Source organism: Streptomyces sp. NPDC085524, assembly GCF_044541755.1.
Lineage (GTDB): Bacteria > Actinomycetota > Actinomycetes > Streptomycetales > Streptomycetaceae > Streptomyces.
The window spans coordinates 139,989-162,711 of record NZ_JBITTH010000019.1; the positions used below are offsets into that span (position 1 = coordinate 139,989).

Annotated in this window: 15 protein-coding genes; 9 read left to right on the forward strand and 6 right to left on the reverse strand. The window is 73.1% G+C overall.

The window, feature by feature from the left end:
* Positions 1–37: 37 nt before the first annotated feature.
* On the reverse strand, positions 38–1,588 hold the full coding sequence (locus ACIGFK_RS27410) for an MFS transporter (protein WP_400053962.1): 1,551 nt from the start codon (positions 1,586–1,588) through the stop codon (positions 38–40).
* Positions 1,589–1,923: 335 nt separating this feature from the next.
* Between ACIGFK_RS27410 and ACIGFK_RS27415 the strand changes: the two genes are divergently transcribed.
* Together ACIGFK_RS27415 and ACIGFK_RS27420 are read left to right on the forward strand one after the other, a co-directional pair.
* Positions 1,924–2,700, forward strand: coding sequence for an ABC transporter ATP-binding protein (locus ACIGFK_RS27415; protein WP_376659822.1), 777 nt, complete (start codon positions 1,924–1,926; stop codon positions 2,698–2,700).
* 53 nt (positions 2,701–2,753) lie between these two features.
* A complete protein-coding gene (locus ACIGFK_RS27420; RefSeq protein ID WP_400053963.1) occupies positions 2,754–5,291 on the forward strand; it encodes an ABC transporter permease in 2,538 nt (845 codons plus the stop codon).
* Positions 5,292–5,362: 71 nt separating this feature from the next.
* On the opposite strand, the gene ACIGFK_RS27425 is transcribed toward ACIGFK_RS27420, so the two are convergent.
* The gene (locus ACIGFK_RS27425) at positions 5,363–6,769 is read right to left on the reverse strand and encodes a DUF2079 domain-containing protein (protein ID WP_400053943.1); all 1,407 of its coding nucleotides are present in this window, start codon (positions 6,767–6,769) and stop codon (positions 5,363–5,365) included.
* A 264-nt stretch (positions 6,770–7,033) separates the two neighbouring features.
* Between ACIGFK_RS27425 and mfd the strand changes: the two genes are divergently transcribed.
* Positions 7,034–10,588 (forward strand): transcription-repair coupling factor, encoded by a 3,555-nt coding sequence (gene mfd / locus ACIGFK_RS27430; RefSeq protein ID WP_400053945.1) that lies wholly within the window; start codon positions 7,034–7,036, stop codon positions 10,586–10,588.
* Positions 10,589–10,689: 101 nt separating this feature from the next.
* Here the strand turns inward: mfd and ACIGFK_RS27435 are convergent, their stop codons facing one another.
* Positions 10,690–11,412 carry a hypothetical protein gene (locus tag ACIGFK_RS27435; protein ID WP_386465100.1) on the reverse strand — a complete coding sequence of 241 codons (723 nt, stop codon included), beginning with the start codon at positions 11,410–11,412 and terminating at the stop codon, positions 10,690–10,692.
* A 234-nt stretch (positions 11,413–11,646) separates the two neighbouring features.
* The gene (locus ACIGFK_RS27440) at positions 11,647–12,339 is read right to left on the reverse strand and encodes a hypothetical protein (RefSeq protein WP_376660601.1); all 693 of its coding nucleotides are present in this window, start codon (positions 12,337–12,339) and stop codon (positions 11,647–11,649) included.
* Between the two features lie 163 nt (positions 12,340–12,502).
* Here ACIGFK_RS27440 and ACIGFK_RS27445 point away from each other — a divergent pair, with 163 nt between their 5' ends.
* The 3 genes from ACIGFK_RS27445 (at position 12,503) to ACIGFK_RS27455 (ending at position 16,894) form a co-directional block, all read left to right on the forward strand.
* Positions 12,503–14,560 (forward strand): N-6 DNA methylase, encoded by a 2,058-nt coding sequence (locus ACIGFK_RS27445; protein ID WP_400053947.1) that lies wholly within the window; start codon positions 12,503–12,505, stop codon positions 14,558–14,560.
* Positions 14,561–14,681: 121 nt separating this feature from the next.
* Positions 14,682–15,314 carry a hypothetical protein gene (locus ACIGFK_RS27450; RefSeq protein WP_376660603.1) on the forward strand — a complete coding sequence of 211 codons (633 nt, stop codon included), beginning with the start codon at positions 14,682–14,684 and terminating at the stop codon, positions 15,312–15,314.
* Positions 15,315–15,370: 56 nt separating this feature from the next.
* The gene (locus tag ACIGFK_RS27455; protein WP_376660608.1) at positions 15,371–16,894 is read left to right on the forward strand and encodes a protein kinase; all 1,524 of its coding nucleotides are present in this window, start codon (positions 15,371–15,373) and stop codon (positions 16,892–16,894) included.
* Here the strand turns inward: ACIGFK_RS27455 and ACIGFK_RS27460 are convergent.
* Entirely contained in the window at positions 16,882–19,242 is a 2,361-nt protein-coding gene (locus ACIGFK_RS27460) for a YfhO family protein (RefSeq protein ID WP_376660604.1), read from the reverse strand. The two genes, ACIGFK_RS27455 and ACIGFK_RS27460, sit on opposite strands and share 13 nt — an antisense overlap.
* A gap of 280 nt (positions 19,243–19,522) precedes the next feature.
* Here ACIGFK_RS27460 and ACIGFK_RS27465 point away from each other — a divergent pair, with 280 nt between their 5' ends.
* Together ACIGFK_RS27465 and ACIGFK_RS27470 are read left to right on the forward strand one after the other, a co-directional pair.
* A complete protein-coding gene (locus ACIGFK_RS27465) occupies positions 19,523–20,164 on the forward strand; it encodes a SurA N-terminal domain-containing protein (RefSeq protein ID WP_376660605.1) in 642 nt (213 codons plus the stop codon).
* A gap of 9 nt (positions 20,165–20,173) precedes the next feature.
* Entirely contained in the window at positions 20,174–21,208 is a 1,035-nt protein-coding gene (locus ACIGFK_RS27470; RefSeq protein ID WP_376660606.1) for a nucleoside triphosphate pyrophosphohydrolase, read from the forward strand.
* Between the two features lie 16 nt (positions 21,209–21,224).
* On the opposite strand, the gene ACIGFK_RS27475 is transcribed toward ACIGFK_RS27470, so the two are convergent.
* Positions 21,225–22,421 carry a globin domain-containing protein gene (locus ACIGFK_RS27475; RefSeq protein WP_376660607.1) on the reverse strand — a complete coding sequence of 399 codons (1,197 nt, stop codon included), beginning with the start codon at positions 22,419–22,421 and terminating at the stop codon, positions 21,225–21,227.
* A 148-nt stretch (positions 22,422–22,569) separates the two neighbouring features.
* On the opposite strand from ACIGFK_RS27475, the gene ACIGFK_RS27480 reads away from it, so the two are divergent.
* Positions 22,570–22,704 (forward strand): hypothetical protein, encoded by a 135-nt coding sequence (locus ACIGFK_RS27480; RefSeq protein WP_386465152.1) that lies wholly within the window; start codon positions 22,570–22,572, stop codon positions 22,702–22,704.
* Positions 22,705–22,723: the final 19 nt, after the last annotated feature.

A 22,723-nucleotide genomic window follows, 5' to 3' on the forward strand; every position in this document is an offset into this window, starting at 1 on the left:
CACAGGGTCTCCGAATGGCTGGGGTCATGACAAGTGGCTACTGCTCCTGGTCGGGGAGGACCGGGAACCGGCGCGGGGCCACCAGCAGCAGGATCAGCAGCGCCGCCACGGCGGCCGCCGTCGCGCCGAGGAAGATGTGCTCCACCGCCACGGCCACGGCCTCGCGCAGGTACGCGGCGGCGGCCTGCGGGAGGAGTCCCGGCTGTTCGAGCGCCTTCGCCACGTCGTCCAGGTGGCCAGGCAGTCCGGCCACGGGGGCGTCCGCGAGCCGGGCGGCGAGGGTGGCGTTGGCGACGGCCGCCAGCAGCGCGGCGCCGACGCTCTGGCCGACCTGGCGGCAGAACAGCACGGAGGCGGTCGTGGTGCCGCGCTCGGCCCAGCCGACGGTGGACTGGACCCCGACGATCAGCGGGAGCTGGAAGAGGCCGAGGGCGCCGCCGAGCAGCAGCATGATCAGTGCGGGCTGCCAGGGGCGGGCGGGGTGGGGCAGCAGGGTGAAGGAGAAGAGGACGGCCGCGGCCAGGGAGATGCCGAGGGCGGCGGTGTTGCGGAAGCCGATGCGCCGGTAGACGTGCTGGCTGAAGGCGGCGCTGATGGGCCAGCTCAGGGTCATCACGGACATGACGAGGCCCGCGCCGACGGGTCCGAGGCCGAGCACGGACTGGGCGTACGTCGGCATGAACACCATCGGGGCGACCATCAGCAGGCCGAGCGCGCCCATCGCCAGGTTGACGGCGGCGATGGTGCGCCGGCGCCAGACCCAGCCGGGCAGGATCGGTTCCTCGGCCCGGCGTTCCACCCCGACGACCAGGGCGGCCAGGAGCGCGCCGGCGGCGAAGAGCCCGAGGGAGGGCGCGGACAGCCAGGGCCAGGCGACCCCGCCCTGGACGAGTGCGAAGAGCAGTACGCCGCCGCAGGCGAAGACGCCGACGGCGCCCGCCCAGTCGACGGGGCCCCGGCGGCCGGGGGAGCGTACGGGTTCGACGAGGTGGCGGGAGATCATCCACAGGGCGAGGGCGGCCAGCGGCAGGTTGACCAGGAAGATCCAGCGCCAGTGCGCGTACGAGGCCAGCAGTCCGCCGATGGCGGGGCCGGCCACGGCCGAGGTGGCCCAGACGGTGGACATGCGGGCCTGGATCCGCGGCCGTTCGGCGAGCGGGTAGAGGTCGGCGGCGAGGGTCTGGATCGTGCCCTGGAGGGCGCCGCCGCCCAGGCCCTGGACGATCCGGAAGGCGATGAGGGCGGCCATGTTCCAGGCGCTCGCGCAGAGCAGGGAGCCGGCGAGGAAGAGGCCCGTGCCGAAGAGGAGGACGGGCTTGCGGCCGAGGGTGTCGGACAGCTTGCCGTAGACGGGCAGGGTGACGGTGACGGCGAGCAGGTACCCGGAGAACAGCCAGGAGAAGACGGAGAACCCGCCGAGGTCGCCGACGATCTGCGGGACGGCGGTGGCCACGACGGTGCCTTCGAGGGCGACCAGCGCCATCCCGAGCATGAGCGAGGCGACGACCGCCCCGGGCGGCCGCCCGGCAGGCGCCGTCGCCGCGGTCCCGGTCGTGCCGGCCGCGCTTTCCCTTGCGCCCACCAAGATCCCTTCCCCGTACACGTATCTGCGGGGAACACCATCTCACCGCGGCGGTGCCCCCGGGTATCCCCCAGGACGCATCGTCCGAAGGGTGGACAACCCCTAAGGGGACCTCCGTATTTCGGGCCAGGGGCCGTTCGTCCCGGCGGAGGAGGAACCGGCCGCCGGCGGCTCCTTAACTGGAACGTACGGGCCGGGGGCCGGGGGTGGGGTTAACCCCCGGGTGGATACGGCGATGGGCACCAGGGCGCCGGACCCCCCTCCCGCCGGATGCTTCAGGACGACGGCAGCGCCGGCCGCACACCGCAGACCGAAGAAGGAGAAAGACCGTGACAACGGCTATGACCGAAACCAGGCACGGGGGTACTGGAGGGCATGAAGCCGTCGCGGCCCGGGCGCGGAAGGTCGTCAAGGCCTACGGCTCCGGGGAGACGCGCGTCGTCGCCCTCGACGACGTGGACGTGGACATCATGCGCGGCCAGTTCACCGCGATCATGGGGCCCTCCGGCTCCGGCAAGTCCACCCTGATGCACTGCCTCGCCGGTCTCGACACGGTGACCAGCGGCCAGATCTTCCTGGACGACACCGAGGTCACCGGGCTGAAGGACAAGAAGCTCACGCAGCTGCGCCGGGACCGGATCGGCTTCATCTTCCAGGCCTTCAACCTGCTGCCCACGCTCAACGCCCTGGAGAACATCACGCTCCCCATGGACATCGCGGGCCGCAAGCCGGACGCGCAGTGGCTGAACCGGGTCGTGGAGACCGTCGGCCTCGCCGGGCGCCTCAAGCACCGCCCGACCGAGCTCTCCGGCGGTCAGCAGCAGCGCGTGGCCGTGGCCCGCGCCCTCGCGGCCCGCCCGCAGATCATCTTCGGCGACGAGCCCACCGGAAACCTGGACTCGCGGGCGGGCGCCGAGGTCCTCGGCTTCCTGCGCCGCTCGGTCGACGAGCTGGGCCAGACCATCGTCATGGTCACGCACGACCCGGTCGCCGCCTCGTACGCGGACCGCGTCATCTTCCTCGCCGACGGCCGGATCGTCGACGAGATGTACGGGCCGACGGCCGACCAGGTCCTGGACCGTATGAAGGACTTCGACGCGCGCGGGCGGACCTCGTGAGCAACACCGTCCTGAAGACCTCGCGGCGCAACTTCGTCGCGCACAAGGGGCGGATGGCCCTCTCGGCCGTCGCCGTCCTGCTCTCCGTCGCCTTCGTCTGCGGCACGCTGGTGTTCACCGACACGATGAACGCCACCTTCGAGAAGCTCTTCGCGACCACCGGCGCGGACGTCACGGTCTCCGCGAAGCCCGTCGGAGCCGCGGACGACGACGTCGAGAACCCGCGCAACGCCCGGCCCGCGGTCATCCCCGGCGACGCCGTCCAGAAGGTCGCGGCCGTCCAGGGCGTCGAGTCCGCCCAGGGCAGCGTGGTCTCCCTGTCCGTGACGGTCGTGGCCGCCGGGAACAAGAACGTCGGCCCCACCTCCGGCGCCCCGACGATCGCCGCGAGCTGGAACGACAACGAGCTCAAGTCGATGAAGGTCAGCTCCGGCCACGAGCCGCGCGGCCCCACCGAGGTGATGGTCGACGCCGACACGGCGAAGAAGCACAAGCTGAAGATCGGGGACGAGCTGCGCACCATCGCCGTCACCGGTGACTTCCGCGCCACGATCTCCGGCATCGCCACCTTCAAGGTGACCAACCCGGGCGCCACCGTCGTCTACTTCGACACCGCCACCGCGCAGCGCGAACTGCTCGGCGCCCCCGGCACGTTCACCAACATCAACGTCACGGCCAAGGAGGGCGTCAGCGACGAGCAGCTCAAGACGAACATCGCCGCCGCCGTCGGCGCCGACACCTACAAGCTCCAGACCGCCAAGGAATCCGCGGACCAGGGCCGCAAGGACGTCGGTTCGTTCCTCGACGTCATGAAGTACGCGATGCTCGGGTTCGCCCTCATCGCCTTCCTCGTCGGCATCTTCCTGATCTTCAACACCTTCGCGATGCTGGTCACCCAGCGCACCCGCGAGATCGGCCTGATGCGCGCCATCGGCGCCGACAGCGGGCAGGTCCTGAACTCGGTCGTCCTGGAGGCCTTCCTCCTCGGTCTCGTCGGCTCGGTCGCGGGCGTCGGCGTGGGCGTGGGCCTGGCCGTCGGACTGATGAAGCTCATGGGCCAGATGGGCATGAACCTGTCCACGGACGACCTCACCGTCGCCTGGACCACCCCGGTCGCCGGCATCGTCCTCGGGGTCGTCGTCACCGTCGTCGCCGCCTTCGTCCCGGCCCGCCGGGCCGGCAAGGTCTCCCCGATGGCCGCCCTGCGCGAGTCGGGCACGCCGGGCGACAAGAAGGCCGGCGTGGTCCGCGCCGTCATCGGCCTGCTCCTCACCGCCGCCGGCGGCGCCGGGCTCTACATGGCCTCGGCCGCCGACGAGGCCGGACCCGGATCGCTCTGGCTGGGCCAGGGCGTCGTCCTCACCCTCATCGGCTTCATCGTGATCGGCCCGCTGCTCGCAGCGGGCGTGGTGCGGGTGCTCTCCGGCATCGTCCTGCGGCCCTTCGGGTCCGTCGGCCGGCTCGCCGAGCGCAACGCGCTGCGCAACCCGCGCCGCACCGGCGCGACCGCCGCCGCCCTGATGATCGGCCTCGCGCTGGTCGCCTGCCTGTCGGTCGTCGGCTCCTCGATGGTGGCCTCCGCCACCCAAGAGCTCGACAAGTCGGTCGGCGCGGACTTCATCGTGAACTCCCAGACCGGGCAGCCGGTCATGCCGCAAGCCGAGCAGGTGATGCGCGGCATCAAGAGCCTCGACCACGTCACCGCCTACCGGGAGGTCGAAGCCAAGGTCACCGCGCCCGACGGCACCGCCGAGGAAGACGGACTCGGCGCCACCGACCCCACGTACGCCAAGGACATCCGCCGCAAGATGGCCGCCGGCGAGCACGCGGCGGCGTACGGGGCGAACTCGATGTCGGTCGGTTCGGAATACGCCGCCAAGCACGGCGTCAAGCTCGGCGACGAGCTGACGGTCGCCTTCACCGGCGGCAACACCGTCAAGCTGAAGGTCGCGGCGATCACCAACGACGAAGGCAACCTCGACAAGGGCATGAAGTACATCAGCACCGCCGTCGCCGAGGCGAACGTCCCGGCGGACCGGCTGCCGCGCCCCTTCATGCTGCTGGCCAGCGCGAAGGACGGGCAGGACGAGGCCGCCGCGTACGAGGCGGTCAAGACGGGGCTGGCGGAGTACCCGCAGTACGCGGTCCGCAACCAGGCCGACTACAAGCAGTCCCTGAAGGACCAGGTCGGCCAGCTCCTGAACATCGTCTACGGGCTCCTCGCCCTCGCCATCATCGTCGCGGTCCTGGGCGTCGTGAACACCCTCGCCCTCTCGGTGGTCGAGCGGACCCGCGAGATCGGCCTGATGCGCGCCATCGGCCTCTCCCGCCGCCAGCTGCGCCGCATGATCCGCCTGGAGTCGGTGGTCATCGCCCTCTTCGGCGCCCTGCTCGGCCTCGGGCTGGGCATGGGCTGGGGAGCCACCGCGCAGCAGCTGCTCGCGCTCCAGGGCCTGAAGGTGCTGGAGATCCCGTGGCCGACGATCCTCGGGGTGTTCGCGGGCTCGGCCCTGGTGGGCCTGTTCGCCGCGCTGATCCCGGCCTTCCGGGCGGGGCGGATGAACGTCCTGAACGCGATCGCGAGCGAGTAGGCGGCGCCGCGGTCGAACGGGGGGCGGCGCCGGCCCGGGACCAGTGGTCCCGGGCCGGCGCCGTGCGTTTCCTACACGCGCCGCATCAGGACGACGCCCTCGGCCTCGCCCACGAGGGCGTACCGTTCGCCCGGGTGCAGCTGGGTGGCGTACGCGGTCGGGTCCTCGCCCGCCCACTTGGAGCCGTTGTCGATGGTGATCCAGTCGGGGACCAGGCCCTTGCTCCCGCCGATCCACAGCACCCGGCAGCGGGAGGTCAGCCGGGTCAGCGGCCCGGTGTCGGCCTCCACGGTCGCCCCGTCCGGGATCCGGTCGAGGAGGCGCTCGACGGCCGTCACCCGCGCGGGCTTCTCGTACGTCTTCGCCTCGACGAGCTTGGCCGTCGGCATCGAGGTCGCCGCCAGCGCGAGGGAGGCGGCGAGCACGGCGGTGGGCATGTGCAGGGCGTACGAGCGCAGCCACGGCCGCCCGCTGCGCCGCAGGATGTCGACGGCGTCGACGAGCGCGAGGGCGACCACGGGCATCAGGACGGCGCTGTAGTGCCAGTCCGTGGACCAGTAGTGGTCGTCCCCGGACAGGAACCGCCAGCCCAGGGTGGGGGCGGCGACCAGCAGCAGCGGGGAGCGCAGCGCGAGCAGCCCGGAGGTGGGCAGCAGCACCCAGGTCAGGGTGGTGAGCTTGGTGCCGAGGCCGTCGAGGGGGCCCGCGCCGTGGATCTTGTCCCAGTAGCCGTAGCCCGCGGTGGCGAAGGCCGGTATGAAGACGGTGAAGACGAGGACGGCGAAGACGGCGGCGGCGACGGCGACGCCGAGCGCGGTCCACACGGCCCGCCGGCCGGTGTGCCGGGCCCGCCAGGCCACGACGACCGCCAGGGCCGCGAGGGTGAAGCCGAGGTCCTCCTTGACGAGGACCAGCGGCAGCCCCCACAGCAGAGCGGCCCGCCAGCGGCCGGCGAGCAGCGCCTCCAGGGCGAAGGCGATCAGCGGCACGGCGAAGGCGATCTCGTGGAAGTCGAACTCCACGGCCCGCTGGATCCCCCAGAACAGCCCGTACGCGACCCCGACGGCGATCCCGCGCGGCCGGCCGAGCAGCCGGCTGGCGGCCCGGGTGACGGGGACCGCGGACAGCGCGAACAGGGCGGCCTGCACGACCAGCAGGGTGACGGGGCCGGGGAAGACCCGGTACACGGGCGCCACGGCCGCGATGACCGGGCTGAAGTGGTCCCCGAGGATGTTGGCCCCGGGCCCCTTCAGATCGGCGACGGGCGTCTGCAGGTGGGCGTAGGCGCGGATGGCCTGCTCGAAGATCCCCAGGTCCCAGGAGGCCCACTCCATCCGCCGGAACCGCCCGACGGACAGCACGAGGTAGACGAGGAACAGTGCGCCGGCCACCACGTACGGCCCCGGCCACCAGGCCCTGCCCGGCTTCGCGTCGGCCGGTGTCACCGGCGCCGGGCGTGCTATCGCGTCACTCGTCACGGAGTCGTGCCCCTCGGCCGGTCGGCGTCTCTCCGGCGACAGCGACGCGGCGAGCTCAGACGGTCAGTACACCGCCATCGTAGAGCGGGACGAACGCGTCCCGTCCGAGGAGCCCGGCGTGGCAGTGCGCGCCCCTTCCGTCACCCCACGGGGGACCGGAATCCCTCGCGCGGCGCAGGCGGGCGCGTCATAGAGTGGGAACCCCCGGCCCGTACGACGTGTCGGGTCCTTCGCGTTGCCCCCTCACCGGATGGAAGCCGTTTCATGAGCCTGCACGGACTGCTCGACGCCGTCACCCGGGATCCCGCGCTCGCCGAGGCGGTCACCGCGGCCGGGGACGGCAACCGTATGCACGTCGACGTCGTGGGGCCCGGTGCCGCACGGCCCTTCGTGATCGCCGCGCTGGCCCGGCAGACCGAGCGGACCGTCCTCGCGGTCACGGCCACAGGGCGCGAGGCGGAGGACCTGGCCGCGGCACTGCGGTCGCTGCTGCCGGCCGACGAGGTGGTGGACTTCCCGTCCTGGGAGACGCTCCCGCACGAACGCCTCAGCCCGCGCAGCGACACCGTCGGCCGCCGGATCGCGGTGCTGCGCCGCCTCGCGCACCCGAGCAAGGACGACCCGGCCGCCGGGCCCGTCTCCGTGGTCGTGGCGCCGATCCGCTCCGTGCTCCAGCCGCAGGTCAAGGGGCTCGGGGACCTGGTGCCCGTGGGGCTGCGGCAGGGGCAGAGCGCCGACCTCGGCGAGGTGACGCAGGCGCTGGCCGCCGCCGCGTACGCCCGTGTCGAGCTCGTCGAGAAGCGCGGGGAGTTCGCCGTGCGCGGCGGCATCCTCGACGTGTTCCCGCCCACCGAGGAACACCCGCTGCGCATCGAGTTCTGGGGCGACGAGGTCGAGGAGATCCGCTACTTCAAGGTCGCCGACCAGCGCTCCCTGGAGATCGCCGAGCACGGGCTGTGGGCCCCGCCCTGCCGCGAGCTGCTACTGACGGACGAGGTGCGGGAGCGGGCCGCGGCCCTCGCCGAGGCCCACCCCGAGCTCGGGGAACTGCTGAACAAGATCGCCGAGGGGATCGCGGTGGAGGGCATGGAGTCCCTCGCCCCGGTCCTCGTCGACGACATGGAACTGCTGATCGACGTGCTGCCCGCCGGGTCGATGGCCGTGGTGTGCGACCCCGAGCGGGTACGGACCCGGGCCGCGGACCTCGTCGCGACCTCGCAGGAGTTCCTGATGGCCTCCTGGGCCGCGACGGCCGGCGGCGGCGAGGCCCCCATCGACGTCGGCGCGGCGTCGCTCCGCGGGATCGCCGACGTCCGGGACCACGCCCGCGAGCTGGGCATGATGTGGTGGTCGGTGTCCCCGTTCGCCGCGGACGAGGCGGTCGGCGGCACGGTGACATCAGTCGGCGAGCCGACGGTGTTGAAGCTCGGCATGCAGGCCCCCGAGGCCTACCGCGGTGACACGGCCCGCGCGCTGGCCGACACCAAGGGCTGGATCGCCGACGGCTGGCACACCGTCTACCTCACCGAGGGCCACGGTCCCGCCGCCCGCACCGTCGAGGTGCTCGGCGGCGAGGGCATCGCGGCCCGCCTCGAGGCGGATCTGCGCACCCTGGAGCCGTCGATCGTCCACGTCTCCTGCGGCTCCCTCGACAACGGGTTCGTCGACCCGGCGCTGAAGATCGCGGTGCTGACCGAGACCGACCTGACCGGACAGCGCACCGCGACCAAGGACCTCGGCCGGATGCCGACCCGGCGCCGCAAGTCGATCGATCCGCTGACCCTGGAGGTCGGCGACTACATCGTCCACGAGCAGCACGGCGTCGGCCGCTACGTCGAGATGGTGCAGCGCACCGTCCAGGGCGCCACCCGCGAGTACCTCCTCGTCGAATACGCCCCCGCCAAGCGCGGCCAGCCCGGCGACCGCCTCTACATCCCCACCGACCAGCTGGAGCAGGTCACCAAGTACGTCGGAGGCGAGGCCCCGACCCTGCACCGGCTCGGCGGCGCCGACTGGACCAAGACCAAGGCGCGGGCGAAGAAGGCGGTCAAGGAGATCGCTGCCGACCTCATCAAGCTGTACAGCGCGCGCATGGCGGCCCCCGGCCACACCTTCGGCCCCGACACCCCCTGGCAGCGGGAGCTGGAGGACGCGTTCCCGTACGCGGAGACGCCCGACCAGCTCACCACCATCGCCGAGGTCAAGGAGGACATGGAGAAGTCGGTCCCCATGGACCGCCTGATCTGCGGCGACGTCGGCTACGGCAAGACCGAGATCGCGGTCCGGGCGGCCTTCAAGGCGGTCCAGGACGGCAAGCAGGTCGCCGTCCTCGTCCCCACCACGCTGCTGGTGCAGCAGCACTTCGGGACCTTCTCCGAGCGCTACAGCCAGTTCCCGGTCAACGTGAAGGCGCTGTCCCGCTTCCAGAGCGACACCGAGTCCAAGGCCACCATGGAGGGCCTGAAGGAGGGCTCGGTGGACGTGGTCATCGGCACGCACCGGCTCTTCTCGCAGGAGACCAAGTTCAAGGACCTGGGCCTGGTGATCGTCGACGAGGAGCAGCGGTTCGGCGTCGAGCACAAGGAGCAGCTGAAGAAGCTGCGCGCCAACGTGGACGTGCTGACGATGTCCGCGACGCCGATCCCGCGCACCCTGGAGATGGCGGTGACCGGCATCCGCGAGATGTCGACGATCACCACCCCGCCGGAGGAGCGCCACCCGGTCCTCACCTTCGTCGGCCCGTACGAGGAGAAGCAGATCGGCGCGGCGATCCGCCGCGAACTGCTGCGCGAGGGCCAGTGCTTCTACATCCACAACCGGGTCGAGTCCATCGACCGGGCCGCGGCCAAGCTGCGGGAGATCGTGCCCGAGGCGCGGATCGCGACGGCCCACGGCCAGATGTCCGAACAGGCCCTGGAGCAGGTCGTGGTGGACTTCTGGGAGAAGAAGTTCGACGTGCTCGTCTCGACGACGATCGTCGAGTCGGGCATCGACATCTCCAACGCCAACACCCTGATCGTGGAGCGCGGCGACAACTTCGGCCTCTCGCAGCTGCACCAGCTGCGCGGCCGCGTGGGCCGCGGCCGCGAGCGCGGGTACGCGTACTTCCTCTACCCGCCGGAGAAGCCGCTGACGGAGACCGCGCACGAGCGGCTCGCGACGATCGCCCAGCACACCGAGATGGGCGCCGGCATGTACGTGGCCATGAAGGACCTGGAGATCCGCGGCGCGGGCAACCTGCTCGGCGGCGAGCAGTCCGGCCACATCGCGGGCGTCGGCTTCGACCTGTACATCCGGATGGTCGGCGAGGCCGTGGCGGACTACCGGGCGGCCGTCGAGGGCGGGGTGGAGGAGGAGCCGCCGCTGGAGGTGAAGATCGAGCTGCCGGTCGACGCGCACGTCCCGCACGACTACGCGCCCGGCGAGCGGCTGCGCCTGCAGGCCTACCGGTCCATCGCCGCCGCGACCTCCGAGGCGGACGTCAAGGCGGTGCGCGAGGAACTCACCGACCGCTACGGCAAGCTGCCGGAGCCGGTGGAGAACCTGCTGCTCGTGGCCGGGCTGCGGATGCTGGCCCGGGCCTGCGGGGTCGGTGACATCACCCTCCAGGGTCCCAACATCCGCTTCGGGCCGGTGGAGTTGCGCGAATCGCAGGAGCTGCGCCTGAAGCGGATCTACCCGGGGTCGGTGCTGAAGCCCGCCACTTCGCAGGTGCTGGTCCCGCGTCCGAAGACCGGGAAGATCGGCGGGAAGCCGCTCGTCGGCCGGGAGCTGCTGGCCTGGACGGGGGAGTTCCTCACCACGATCCTCGGATCGTGACGGCGGCGGTGTGACGGCAGCGGGGTGACGGCCGTGCCGTGACGGCGCGTGGAGGCCGGGCCCGTCCGGGCCCGGCCTCCACGTACATCCGTCGCCGGGTGTCACTTGTCGGCGTCGATGACGTCCTTGCCGGTCGGGGCGTCGGCCTTCACCGGCTCGTTGAAGCCGCTGAAGGAGACGTCCGACGGCTCCTTGCCGGTGTTGCTCGCCTTGAGCAGGTACGGCTCCCCCTTGGTGGCCACCAGCAGGGTTTCGGTGCCGTCGGTGGTCTTGGTGGTGATGGTGAGGGCCTCCTGGCCGCCCAGGGTGGTCACCTTGCCCTTCTGGGCGCCCTGGCTGTTGTCGAACTCCTTCAGCAGCTCGTCCAGGTCGCACAGGGCGGACAGTTCCTTCGAGTCCTCGTCCGAGGCCTTCGACTTCAGCCAGTGGCCCGCCAGCTGCTTGACCGCGGCGTCCGCCTGCTCCTTGGGCAGGTCCTTCATCTGGGCGCGGTAGAAGGGCTCGTCGGCCTTGATGTACACGAACTGGGCGTTGCGTATCAGCTCGAAGGAGCCGTCCTGGCTGGAGATCGTGCCCTTGCAGTCACCGCTCTTGCTGACCGCCATGTTGAGCTGCATCTGCTTGCCCGCGTCCCAGACGTTGCCGCTGACGGTGAGCGACTGCGTGCCGCGCAGGGCGGTCACGGAGTCGTTGGCCACCTGGGAGCCGGTCTTGCCGGGGAACGGGCCGGAGTCGGCCGCCTTGAGCAGGGAGCAGCCGGTGAGGGAGAGGGCGGCGGCGCAGGCGAGCGCGGCGGCGGCGGTGAGGGGGCGAAGGGTGCGCATGGCGGGGGGACTCTCTCGGGCAGTGGATGGCAGGTGGGGGGAAGGCTAAAGGGGGAGGGAGAACAACCGGAAGGCGGGGGTCCGTTTAATCGGCGCGCGGGTTCGGTCGGGTGAGGTCAGGTCAGGCCGGGCCAGGCCAGGTGGGGCAGGCCGGGCCAGGCCAGGTGGGGCAGGCCGGGCCGGGCCGGGTCAGTCCGGCCCGGACCGGGTCAGGGCGGGGCATTTCGCCTGCGGTCAGGACTTCTTCCAGTCCGCGCAGTCGTTGGTCTTGAAGTAGGCGTCGTCGGCGCCGATCGTCACGACCGCGGACCCGGTGGGGTTCTCGTTCGCGATGATCGAGTCGAGGTCGTGCGCGGCGCTCTTGGAGCGCTCCCAGTAGCAGCCCGCGCCGTCCTCGGCGGGGCCGGCGGACTTGTAGGTGCCCGGGGCGACGTCCGTGCCGACCTTGAGCATTCCGGCCTTGCCGGAGAACTCGGTCTTCGGGGAGCCGCCGGCGGCCTTGGGGTCGACGGCCTCCCAGTCCTTGCAGTCGTTGGTTTTGAAGATCTTGTCGCTGTCCGCGATGGTCACGTAGCTCGCGCCGGTGACGTTGTCGTTGGAGATGATCGAGTCGGCCTCGCCGGAGGAGTCCTTGGCCCGCTCCCAGTAGCAGCCCGCGCTGCCGTTGCCCGTGGTGCGGTAGGTGCCCGGCTGGATGTCCTTGCCCACTTCGAAGGTGCCGTTGCCCTTGAAGGCGGCCTTCTTCTGTGCGGAGTCGCCGCCGCCCGCCGCCGGGGACGAGGCCGCCGGCTTCTTGGCCGCCGCGTCGTCCTTGCCCGCGGTGTCGGTGTCGGTGCACGCGCCGAGCGTCATGAGCGCGATGACCACTCCGCTGCTCGTCAGGACCTTGTTGCGGGCGATCCAGCTCGTGCGCGAGGTGTGGGACATGGGTGACTCCTGCCTCTCCGGCGCGTTCCGGCTACTGAGCGTTTCTCTGTTCGACAGGGTGATCACATCAGATGCCTGTGAACCGAGTCAACAGGATTTACGGAAGAAGTTGAGTTCACGCTGTGAATGGGTCTCTTACGTGTGGACGGGTATGCTCCGCGGCATGTCCGAGGAGATCGGTGCCCCCCACGCCCCCCAAGACCCCCAGACCCCCGCGGCGGCCGCCCCGGCGGAAGTCACCGCGGCCGAGGTCGCGCGCCTGGCCGGAGTCGGCCGGGCCGCCGTCAGCAACTGGCGCCGCCGCCACGCCGACTTCCCCAAACCGGTGGGCGGCACCGAGACCAGCCCCTCCTTCGCCCTCCCCGAGGTCGAACAGTGGCTGCGCGCCCAGGGCAAGCTCGCCGAAGTCCCCCTGCGCGAACGCGTCTGGCAGCAGATCGCCGCCCACCCCGGCGGGGCGGTCGCCGCACTCGTCAAGGCCGGCAGCGCGCTGCTCGTCGTACGCGAACGGCCCGCCGAGTGGCTGAAGCTCACCGCCGGCCCCGACGAGCAGACGGCCGGCCTGCTGCGGCCCGTCCTCGACGAGGTGCTCCGCGCCCGCCTCGGGCCCGGCCACGCCCTCACCGAAGTCCCGCTGGGTCCCGCCGTGGTGCCGCTGCTGCGGGCCGCCGCCGAACTCGCCGCCGAACTCGGCGCCCACGGCGCCTTCGAGTTCCTCCTCGGCCGCCACCTCGACGCCAACCCCCGCCAGTACACGCTCACCCCGGACGGCCTCGCCTCGCTCATGGCCGCCCTGATCGCTCCCGCGGACCAGGCCGTGCCCGCCCCCCGCACCGTCCTCGACCCCGCCTGCGGCACCGGCACCCTGCTGCGGGCGCTCCCGGGGGCGAGCACCCTGTACGCGCAGGACTCCTCGCCCGAACTCGCCGCGCTCACCGCGCTGCGCCTGGCCCTGGCGGGGCCCGCCCCGGTCCGCGCGGCCGCCGCGGACAGCCTGCGCGCCGACGCCTTCGCGGGCGCCGCCGTGGACGCCGTGCTCTGCCATCCCCCGTTCAACGAACGCAACTGGGGCCACGAGGAACTGGCCTACGACCCCCGCTGGGAGTACGGCTTCCCGGCCCGCACCGAATCCGAACTCGCCTGGGTCCAGCACTGCCTGGCCCACCTGCGCGAGGGCGGCACCGCCGTCCTGCTCATGCCGCCCGCCGTCGCCGCCCGCCGCTCCGGCCGCCGCATCCGCGCCGACCTGCTGCGCCGCGGCGCACTGCGCGCCGTCGTCGCCCTGCCGGCCGGCGCGGCACCCCCGTACGGAATCCCCCTGCACCTGTGGGTGCTGCGCAGGCCCGCCCCGTACGCGGCGCCCCCGGCCGGGCTGCTGCTCGTCGACGCCGCGGCCGCCGGGGACGGCGGGGTGGAGGCCGCCTGGGCCGCGTACGACGCCGCCGGGACGGTGGAGGAGGTGCCGGGCGCCACCCGCGTCGTGCCCGTCGTCGAACTGCTCGACGACGACGTGGACCTCACCCCCGCCCGCCACCTGCCGCCGCCCGCCGCGGGCGGCGGACCAGCCGAGCTGACCGCCGTACGGGAGCGCCTCGCCGAGACCCTCGGCCGGGCGGCCCGGCTCACCCCGCCGCCCGCCGCCCCGCCCGCCGGTGCCGCGGCCCGGCCGCCGCTGACCACCATCGGTGAACTCGCCCGCGCCGGAGCCCTGGAGCTCCACACCGGCACGGGCGCCGGAAGCGGCAGCGCCCCCGTCCTCACCGAACAGGACGTCTACGCCGGGACGGGCCCCTCCGGCGCCCTGGCCGCAGGCCCCGAAGCACCCCTGCTCACCGCCCCCGGCGACGTCCTCGTACCCGTCGTGGGCGCCGCCTCCGTCGCCCGCGTCGTCGACGCGGACACCGCAGGCGCCGTCCCCGGCCGGGGCCTGGTACTGCTGCGCCCCGACCCGGCCGCCCTCGACCCGTGGTTCCTGGCCGGATTCCTGCGCGGCACCGCGGGCACCCGCCGCGCCAGCAGCCACGCCTCCACCGCCACCCGCCTCGACGTCCGCCGGCTGCAGCTGCCCCGCCAGCCGCTGGCCGAACAGCGCGGCTACGGAGCCCGGTTCCGCGCGCTCGCCGAGTTCGAGGACGCGCTGCGGCTGGCGGGACGGCTCGGGGAACAGCTCGTACAGGGCCTCTACGACGGCCTGTCCGACGGCACGGTCTCACCGCAATAGCGAAGGGGCGTGCGAGGTGTGCAGCGAGCGTGCAACGGTTGCGCACACCCCCTCACCGATGGCCGGAAAGGCTTATACGCTCAGACCTGCAACCCTTCCGCACGGCCCGTCAGGAGCAACGATGCACGGCCCCGGCCTCACGCCGCCGCAGTCCGGTCAACAGTCCGGCAACGGGCTGCAGGTATCGCTGCGCGTGCTCTTCGTCGCGCTCACCCTGCTCAGCTGCGGGTTCCTGGCGTGGGCCGCCATGCTGAAGGTCGCCATCGTCACGCGGGCGCCCCGGAACTGGATCCTCTTCGTCGGCACGGTCGTGATCAACATCGTGTGCATCGCGTTCGTCGGCTCGGACGATTCGCCCGACGGCGAGACCGGGCCGAGCACCAACATCGCGATGATCACCTCGCTGACCACAGCGATCGCCGTCATCGCCTACTTCCTCTACGAGGACATCCGGCACTACTCGGCCGCCGGCACGCCCCCGGCCCAGGGCTGGTACGGGCAGCAGTCGCCCGCCGTCACCTACCCCGCCGCCACCTACCCCCAGCAGCCGGGATACGGGTACCCGCCCCAGGCGCCCACGCCCGTCCCGGGCCAGCTGCAAGTACCCGGAGTCCCCCCGCAGGCGCCCGACGTGCCGCGCATCGGGCAGGTGCGCGCCGAACTCGACGAGCTCAGCGAACTGCTGCGCAAGCAGCAGGACCCGAACCGGCCCCCGCACCAGGGCCCGACCTCCTTCGAGGACCCGCACCAGTGACCGACCGGCTCATCGGCGACCGCTACCAGCTCGCCACCATCCTCGGCCAGGGCGGCATGGGCCAGGTCTGGACGGCCTACGACCGGCGCCTCGACCGGCGCGTCGCCGTCAAACTGCTGCGCCCCGACAAGGTCGCGGGCCCCGGCACCGTCGCCGAGGAACTGCGCCGCCGCTTCGTGCGCGAGTGCCGGGTGACGGCCCAGGTCGACCACCCCGGACTGGTCACCGTCCACGACGCGGGCAGCGACGGCGACGAACTCTTCCTGGTCATGGGGTACGTCGAGGGCGCGGACCTCGCCGACCACCTCGCCGAGCACGACCCCTACCCGTGGCAGTGGGCGGTGTCCGTCGTCGCGCAGCTGTGCTCGGTGCTGTCCGCCGTGCACGCGGTGCCGATCGTCCACCGGGACCTGAAGCCGCGCAACGTGATGATCCGCCCCGACGGCACCGTGCTCGTCCTGGACCTCGGCGTGGCCTCGGTGATGGACACCGACACCACCCGCCTCACCAGCACCGGCTCGCCCATCGGCAGCCCCGCCTACATGGCGCCCGAACAGGCCATGGGCGGCGCGGTGGGCCCGTACACCGACCTCTACGCCCTCGGCGTGCTGCTGTACGAACTCCTCAGCGGCAACGTCCCCTTCGCCGGATCCACCGCCCTCGGCGTCCTGCACCGCCACCTCTACGAGCCCCCGCAGCCGGTGCGCGGGCTGCGGCCGGAGGTCCCGGCGGAGCTGGAAGCGATCCTGCTCCGCCTCCTCGCCAAGGACCCGCAGGAGCGCCCCGGTTCCGCGCAGGAGGTCTACGAGGCCCTCACCCCGCTGCTGCCCGCCCGCGGCAGCGCCGCCCCGGCCGGGCCGCTCGACCCGACCCGCCCCTTCCTCAAGCCGCAGGCGCCCTGGCCCGACCGGGCCCCGTCGCTCACCGCGGCCCCCGGCACCCCGCCGGCCGCGGGCGTCCCGTCGGCCCCGGGCGTCCCGTCCGTCCCCGGGGTCCCGCCCCGGCCGAGCGCGCCGCCGGCGGCGCCCGCCAAGCCGGACATCCCGGGCGCCGTGGACCAGGCCCGGCAGCTCCTCTCCCAGGGCCGGCTCACCCAGGCCGTGGACATCCTCGGCGGCATCCTCCCTGCGGCCGCCGCCGAGCACGGCGAGCACTCCCCGGTGGTCCGCTCCCTGCGCAAGCAGTACGCCGCCACGCTCATGGACGACGGCCAGTACCGGCGCGCCCTGCCCGAACTGCGCCGCCTCGCCGACGAGTACCCGGCCGGCGACCCCCAGGCCCTGCGGTTCCGCTACGACTCGGCCCAGTGCCTGGAGCAACTCGGCGAGCCGGCCGCCGCCCTGGCGGAGTACCGCTCCCTGCTCCCGCTCTTCGAGAACCACTACGCCAACCCGGACCCGGGCCTGCCCCTGGAGGTCCGCCGCCGGATAGCGCACCTGCAGCTCTCCCTCGGCGACCGCCAGGCGGCCCACGACACCCTGGTGCGGCTCCTGTTCGACGCGGAACGCCTGCACGGCCCGGCCCACCCCTTCCCGGCCGAGGTGCGCCGGACCCTCCAGTGGCTGGGTCAGGTGCGCTGACGGCGCCTGCGCAGCACCGCCCCGGCGAGCAGCACCGCCAGGGCCGCCCCCGCCGCAGCCGCGCCCGGCAGCAGGCCCGGCGGGCGGAAGGAGCAGGCGACGGTGGCGGTGCGGCCGTCGAGGGGGACCGCGACCAGGCCCAGGTAGGCCCCGGCCGGGCGGCCGTTGCAGCTCCAGCCCGCGACCGCCGGCACGGACAGCACCGCCGTCCCCGTGGCCCCCGGCGGCAGCGTCGCCCGGACCCCCGAGGAGCCCACCCGCACCGAGGTCGCCGCAGTGGCGCGCAGCGCGGCCACCGCCGGGTCGAGGAGCGAGCGGTCCAGGCAGGACAGGGTCCAGCGGGGCGGCGGGTCCGCGTCGAAGACCAGGGCCGACGATTCCCCGCGGGAGACGCCCAGCGGCTGGACGGCCGCCCGGTTGCGGGGCGCGTTGCCGTTCAGCCGGAAGGCGGGCCCGTCGGCGAGGCGGGCCGTCGCGTTGTACTGCGGGGCCCACAGGAAGGCCTCGGTGCCCGCGCGGCACACCCCGGGCGCCTGCGGATCCTCGTACACCTTCGCGCCCAGCAGCAGCTCCTGGTTGGCGAACGGCGAATCCCCGTAGGAGCCGGGTGGGCCGGGAGGGCGGGTCGTCACCAGCGGCGGCACCTGCGCGCGGCGGACCGTGCCGTCGGGCTGCAGGCGGGCGCCGACCGCGAACACGGCGTCGGTCACCGGGCTGTCGATGCTCTGGACGTTGCGGCCCCGCGAGGTCCAGCCCGCCCCCAGCGCCACCATCGTGTCCGTGAACACCGCCGGGGTGTGGCTGCTGTAGTACGCGCCGCCCTCCCCGCCCAGCAGCATCGGGTCGTTGCCGGTCAGGGCGGGCCGGCTCGGGTCCGTGCGGTACGCGGGCCAGCCCTCGGCCCCCGCCAGCGCCTCGGCGCGCGCGGTGTGCGCCGCGGACCACGACGGGTAGTCGTCGAGGCCGCCGAGCTTGCCCTTGTGGCCCCACGCCGTGGCCGCGGCGGCCTGCCCGGCGAGCACCAGCGCCAGCGCGGCCGCGGCCGGGAGGACCAGCCGGCGCCGGCGCAGCGCCCACCACGCCGCGCCCGCCACCAACCCCCCGCCCGCGAACAGCACGTACCCGATCCGCGTGGTGAGGGGGCTGTCGGCCGCCCACAGGGCCGCCGCCGTCAGCAGTCCCGCCCCGCCCGCCAGGGCGCGCGGCCCCGGCAGCCCCGCCGCGAGCCCCGCCCAGGCGGCGATCACGGCGATGCCGGCGAGCACGAAGGTCTGCCGGTACGGGCTGCCGTTCGGGGTCGCGAACAGGTGCCAGGCCAGGTGCGTCGGCCCCCACTGGAGCGAGAGCGCCACCGCCGCCGTCAGCCCCGCCCAGCACAGCCGGGTCCGCGCCGGCACGGCCCGGTGGAACGGCAGTGCGGCCACCAGCAGCAGGGTGCCGGTGCCGACGAAGACGGCGGGGGAGGAGAAGGAGTACGTCGCCGGAAGCAGCCGCGCGAACACGTCGGCCCACGACACCGGCCGGAACTCCTTGACCCACCCCGGAAAGGCCTGCCCAGAGCTGAGGAACAGCGGGAGCAGCACCGGAGCCGCGAGCGCGATCCCGAGCACCGTCGTCCCGGCCGCCCGCCCGACCACGGCGAGACGGGCCCGGACACCCTCCCGCGCCAGGACCACCCGTACCAGCACCACCAGCGCGGCGCCCAGCGTCGCCATGTAGGCGGTGTAGAAGTTCGCCGTCCAGCAGACGGCCACGACCGCCACGCCGAGCACGGGGCGGCGTCCGCGCAGCGCCCATTCCCCCGTCAGGCACAGCATCGGGAAGGCGATCAGCCCGTCCAGCCACATCGGGTTGTAGGAGGCCTCGATCACCGACCAGCCGCACAGCGCGTACGAGGCGCCCAGGAGCCCCGCCGCCCACCACGGGCCGCGCTGCTGGGTGCGCAGCAGCCAGGACATCGCCGCCGCCGCGGCCGCCGTCTTGAGCACGGTGACCACGTACACGGCGAGGTCGATGTCCGCGCGCGGGAACAGCCCGACCAGCAGGGCGAACGGGCTGGTCAGGTACGTCCCCAGATCCGGCAGGAAGCTCGTGCCGTACCCGGAGCGCCAGTTGAACAGCAGCCCGCCCTCCGCCCGGCCGTGCAGCAGGTCCCACAGCTGCGCGTGGAAGGGCACGAACTGGTTGCCGAGGTCGTTGATGCTGCGGTGGCGCGGCCCGTACGGGAAGACGCGGGCGACGGCGTCCCCGGCGCACACGGCCGCCGTCGTGAGCAGGGCGGCGAGCGCGGAGCCGTACAGGCTGCGGCGGCGCGGTGCGCCGCGCGGAGAGCGGTGCGGTGTTGGCATGGTGCGCGCACTGTGGCAGCGACGGGTGACCGCAGGGTGGCCTCCGGGTGGCCGGTCGCCGCAGGCACGGCCGCCGCCAGGGCGGCCGGGTCCCCAGGACGGGTGACCGGGTGGCGCGGCGGACACGTCGAAGCGGGCCGATCCGCCTATGAACGAGGCGTGTTCAGTCCGCGCGCGAATCGTTGGTCGAACCAGTGGCTCGGATCACCCCGACCTCATAACATCGATCACCGCACGGCCTTGTGCAAGAACGCACAATCTCCCGGCCCTGGAGGCTCCTTTGCACCGTCGCACAGCGATCTCCGTCTCCGCCGCCCTGCTCGTGGCGGCCCCCCTGCTGACCGCCTGCTCCGGCGAGACCCGCCCCGGTACCGCGGCCGTCGTGGGCGGTGAACGCATCACGACCTCCGCGCTCCAGGCACAGGTGAACGACGTCCGGGCCGCGCAGAACCGTTCCGGGCAGGGCTCCGCCGAGCTCATCGCGAGCACCCCGAACCTGGAGCGGCAGAAGCTCGACGCGATGCTCCAGAGCCGGATCATCGACAAGATGGCCGACACCGCCGGGATCGAGGCCTCCGAGAAGGACGTCGAGGAGGCGCGCAAGGCGCTGGTCGCCGAGGAGGGCGGCACCGAGCAGTTCGAGGCGAAGCTCCTCCAGGGCGGCGCCATGGCCCCGGGCCAGGCCGACCGCTTCCTGCGGAACCGGGTGCTGCTGGCCAAGCTGACCGCCAAGTACGGCAACGGCAAGCTCGAGGAGCCCGCCCGGGCCGCCGTGAAGGCCCTGCACATCGAGGTGAACCCGCGCTACGGAGCCTGGGACGCCCAGCAGATCCGGCTCGGCGCCGGGGAGACCCCGTGGATCGTCCAGCGCTCCCGGGCGGAGGGCGCCCCCGCGGATCCGATGGCGGCCGCGCAGAGGTAGGTTCGAAGGGTGACCGACCACGCACCCGCCGACCCCGCACCCGCCGCCGGGCCCACCGGCCGCATCGTCCTGCTGACCACCAGCCACCGGGTCGCCCCCGGCGTGCTGTCCTGGCCGGCATGGCAGACCCTGCACGCCGCGGACCGGGTGCTGTGCGCCGACCCCGGCCACCCGCAGCTGCCGTACCTGCGGGAGGCCGGCATCGAGGTCGAGCACGAGGCCCCCGACGCGCACGCGCTCGTCGACGCCTGCGCGGGCGGCCGCACGGTCGTGGTGCTCCCGGGCGGGGAGGGCGATCAGCGGCTCACCGACGGGCTGGCGCGGCTCGCGGGCTCGGGCCGCGTCTCGATGCCCGACCTGGAACTGCTGCCGGGTTCCTACGACCTGCCGGGCGCGCGCCTGCTCGACGTGGTCCAGGTGATGGACCGGGTCCGGCGCGAGTGCCCGTGGACCTCGCAGCAGACCCACGAGGGCCTGGCGAAGTACGCGATCGAGGAGGCGTACGAACTCGTCGAGGCCATCGAGGCCGGGGACCGTACGGAGCTGCGCGAGGAGCTCGGCGACGTCCTGCTCCAGGTGGTCTTCCACGCGCGGATCGCGCAGGAGGGCGCCGTGGGAGGAGGGGACGGCGACGAGGACGAAGAAGGCGCGGGCGGGGCGTTCTCCATCGACGACGTGGCCGGGACGCTGGTGGAGAAGCTGATCCACCGGCATCCGCACGTGTTCGGAGATGCCTCGGCCGAGACCCCCGAGGACGTGCACGAGCACTGGCAGCGCACCAAGGCGGTCGAGAAGCGGCGGGAGTCGGTCACCGACGGGATCCCGCTGGGCCAGCCCGGTCTCGCGCTCGCGGCGAAGCTCGCCGGCCGTGCCCGTGCGGGGGAACTGGCCGTGGAGCTGCCCGGGGGTGAGGGCGTGGGGTACGAGCTGCTGGCGCTGGCGGCGCGCGCCGAGGAGGAGGGGATCGACCCCGAGACCGCCCTGCGGGCTGCGGCCCGCGTCTACCGGGATGCGATCCGTGCGGCCGAGGGCGTCGGCGGGTAGCCCCCGGCATCGGTGTTCAGGTGGTACGGCCGTCCTTCGGCGCGCGGCTCGAAGGGTCGTGCCAGTGCGGTGACGGGCGGTTCAGGAACCACTCGCCGAAGCCCAGCGGGCGCCCCTGGCCGGGACCGTCCCCCTGGGCGCCGGCCGGTACGGAGTCGTGGAAGATCCGGTCGGGAGGGGCACCCAGTTCCTCCAGGAGCCGGGCGGTCTCGCTGATGAACGGCGGCGGCCCGCTGACGTAGACGTCCTGGTCGGGCCAGAGCCCCCGGTTGGCGAGGGCGGTGACGAGCCGGTCCGTGGCCTGGTTGCGGTGCCGGCCGGGAGCGGGCGTGATGTAGGTGACGCCCAGCCAGTCGCAGGCCGCGGCGTACTCGTCGATGAGCGGCCGGTCGTAGAGGTGCGCGGCGTCCCGCGCCACGACGAACAGCCGCACGTCCTGATCGGGAGGATGCTCGGCGAGTTCCTCCAGCATGGCCCGGACCGGTGCCCAGCCGGTGCCGGCGGCTATGAGGCTGACCGGCCGGCCCTCGCGGCGGAAGGTCATCCGCCCGCCGGCGGCGGCGAGGCGCAGCACGTCGCCCGGCAGGGTGTCGCGGACCAGGAAGGTGCTGAGCCGGCCCCGGTCGACACGGCTGACGTGCAGGTCGACGGTGCCGTCGGGGCGGGGCGCGTTGCCGATGGAGTACGTGCGCCAGGTCGTCGGGACCCGTTCGCTGCACACGCTCGTGTACTGGCCGGGGAGGTAGGGGAAGGGGATCCGGGGCTGGAGGGTGAGCACGCCGATGTCCTCTCCGTACTGGAGGTGCCGGACGACCTCCGCGTCCCACCACGGCGGGTCCTCGCTCGCGGCGGCGCCGGCCATCATCGCGTCGGCGATCACCTGGTACGCCTCGGCCCACGCCTTCTCCGTCTGCGTGGTCCACGCGTTGCCGGAGGTCTCGGCGAGCGCGGCGAGCAGGCTGGAGCCGAGGACCGCGTAGTGCTGGGGCTCGACCAGGAACTTGCGGTGGTCGCGGCCCAGGTCGCGCAGATAGGGGACGAGGCTCTCGGTCTCCAGGTGGGCGATCACGTGCGTGAGCGCGGCGAAGAGCCGGTCCCGCTGTCTTTCCATGTCTTCGAAGGAGGCCGGGAAGAGATCACGGAATCCGGGGTTGTGCCAGAAGAGGTGGGAGTAGAAGAACTTGACCGCGTGCTCGGCCCGTCTCTCCACCACCGCAAAACTGCTTTTCAAGATCCTCACATCCACAGAACCGAAAGTAGGAACGCGGGAGCGCGCGAGGTCAAGCGGAAGGCGATCTACGGACAGCCGCGGCGAACCGGCCATATGGGATGAGGGGTGGGAGCCGGGACACGGTCGTCGCGTGCACGAGTACTCCCCGGTGCACCGCACCAAGCTCCCCAGCGGGGTCGAGGCCTGGCTGGTCACCCGGTACGCCGATGCCCGTCAGGTCCTCGCCGACCAGCGGCGTCATCTCCGACCTGATCCGGGCACGTGACCACGGTGACCAGCTGACG

Bases quoted from the DNA above. Each gene is read 5' to 3' on its own strand.
- ACIGFK_RS27415 (WP_376659822.1), top strand. From the start codon at position 1,924: ATGACCGAAACCAGGCACGGGGGTACTGGAGGGCATGAAGCCGTCGCG.
- ACIGFK_RS27420 (WP_400053963.1), top strand. From the start codon at position 2,754: ATGGCCCTCTCGGCCGTCGCCGTCCTGCTCTCCGTCGCCTTCGTCTGC.
- mfd (WP_400053945.1), top strand. From the start codon at position 7,034: ATGAGCCTGCACGGACTGCTCGACGCCGTCACCCGGGATCCCGCGCTC.
- ACIGFK_RS27435 (WP_386465100.1), bottom strand. From the start codon at position 11,412: ATGCGCACCCTTCGCCCCCTCACCGCCGCCGCCGCGCTCGCCTGCGCC.
- ACIGFK_RS27440 (WP_376660601.1), bottom strand. From the start codon at position 12,339: ATGTCCCACACCTCGCGCACGAGCTGGATCGCCCGCAACAAGGTCCTG.
- ACIGFK_RS27445 (WP_400053947.1), top strand. From the start codon at position 12,503: ATGTCCGAGGAGATCGGTGCCCCCCACGCCCCCCAAGACCCCCAGACC.
- ACIGFK_RS27450 (WP_376660603.1), top strand. From the start codon at position 14,682: ATGCACGGCCCCGGCCTCACGCCGCCGCAGTCCGGTCAACAGTCCGGC.
- ACIGFK_RS27455 (WP_376660608.1), top strand. From the start codon at position 15,371: ATGGGCCAGGTCTGGACGGCCTACGACCGGCGCCTCGACCGGCGCGTC.
- ACIGFK_RS27460 (WP_376660604.1), bottom strand. From the start codon at position 19,242: ATGCCAACACCGCACCGCTCTCCGCGCGGCGCACCGCGCCGCCGCAGC.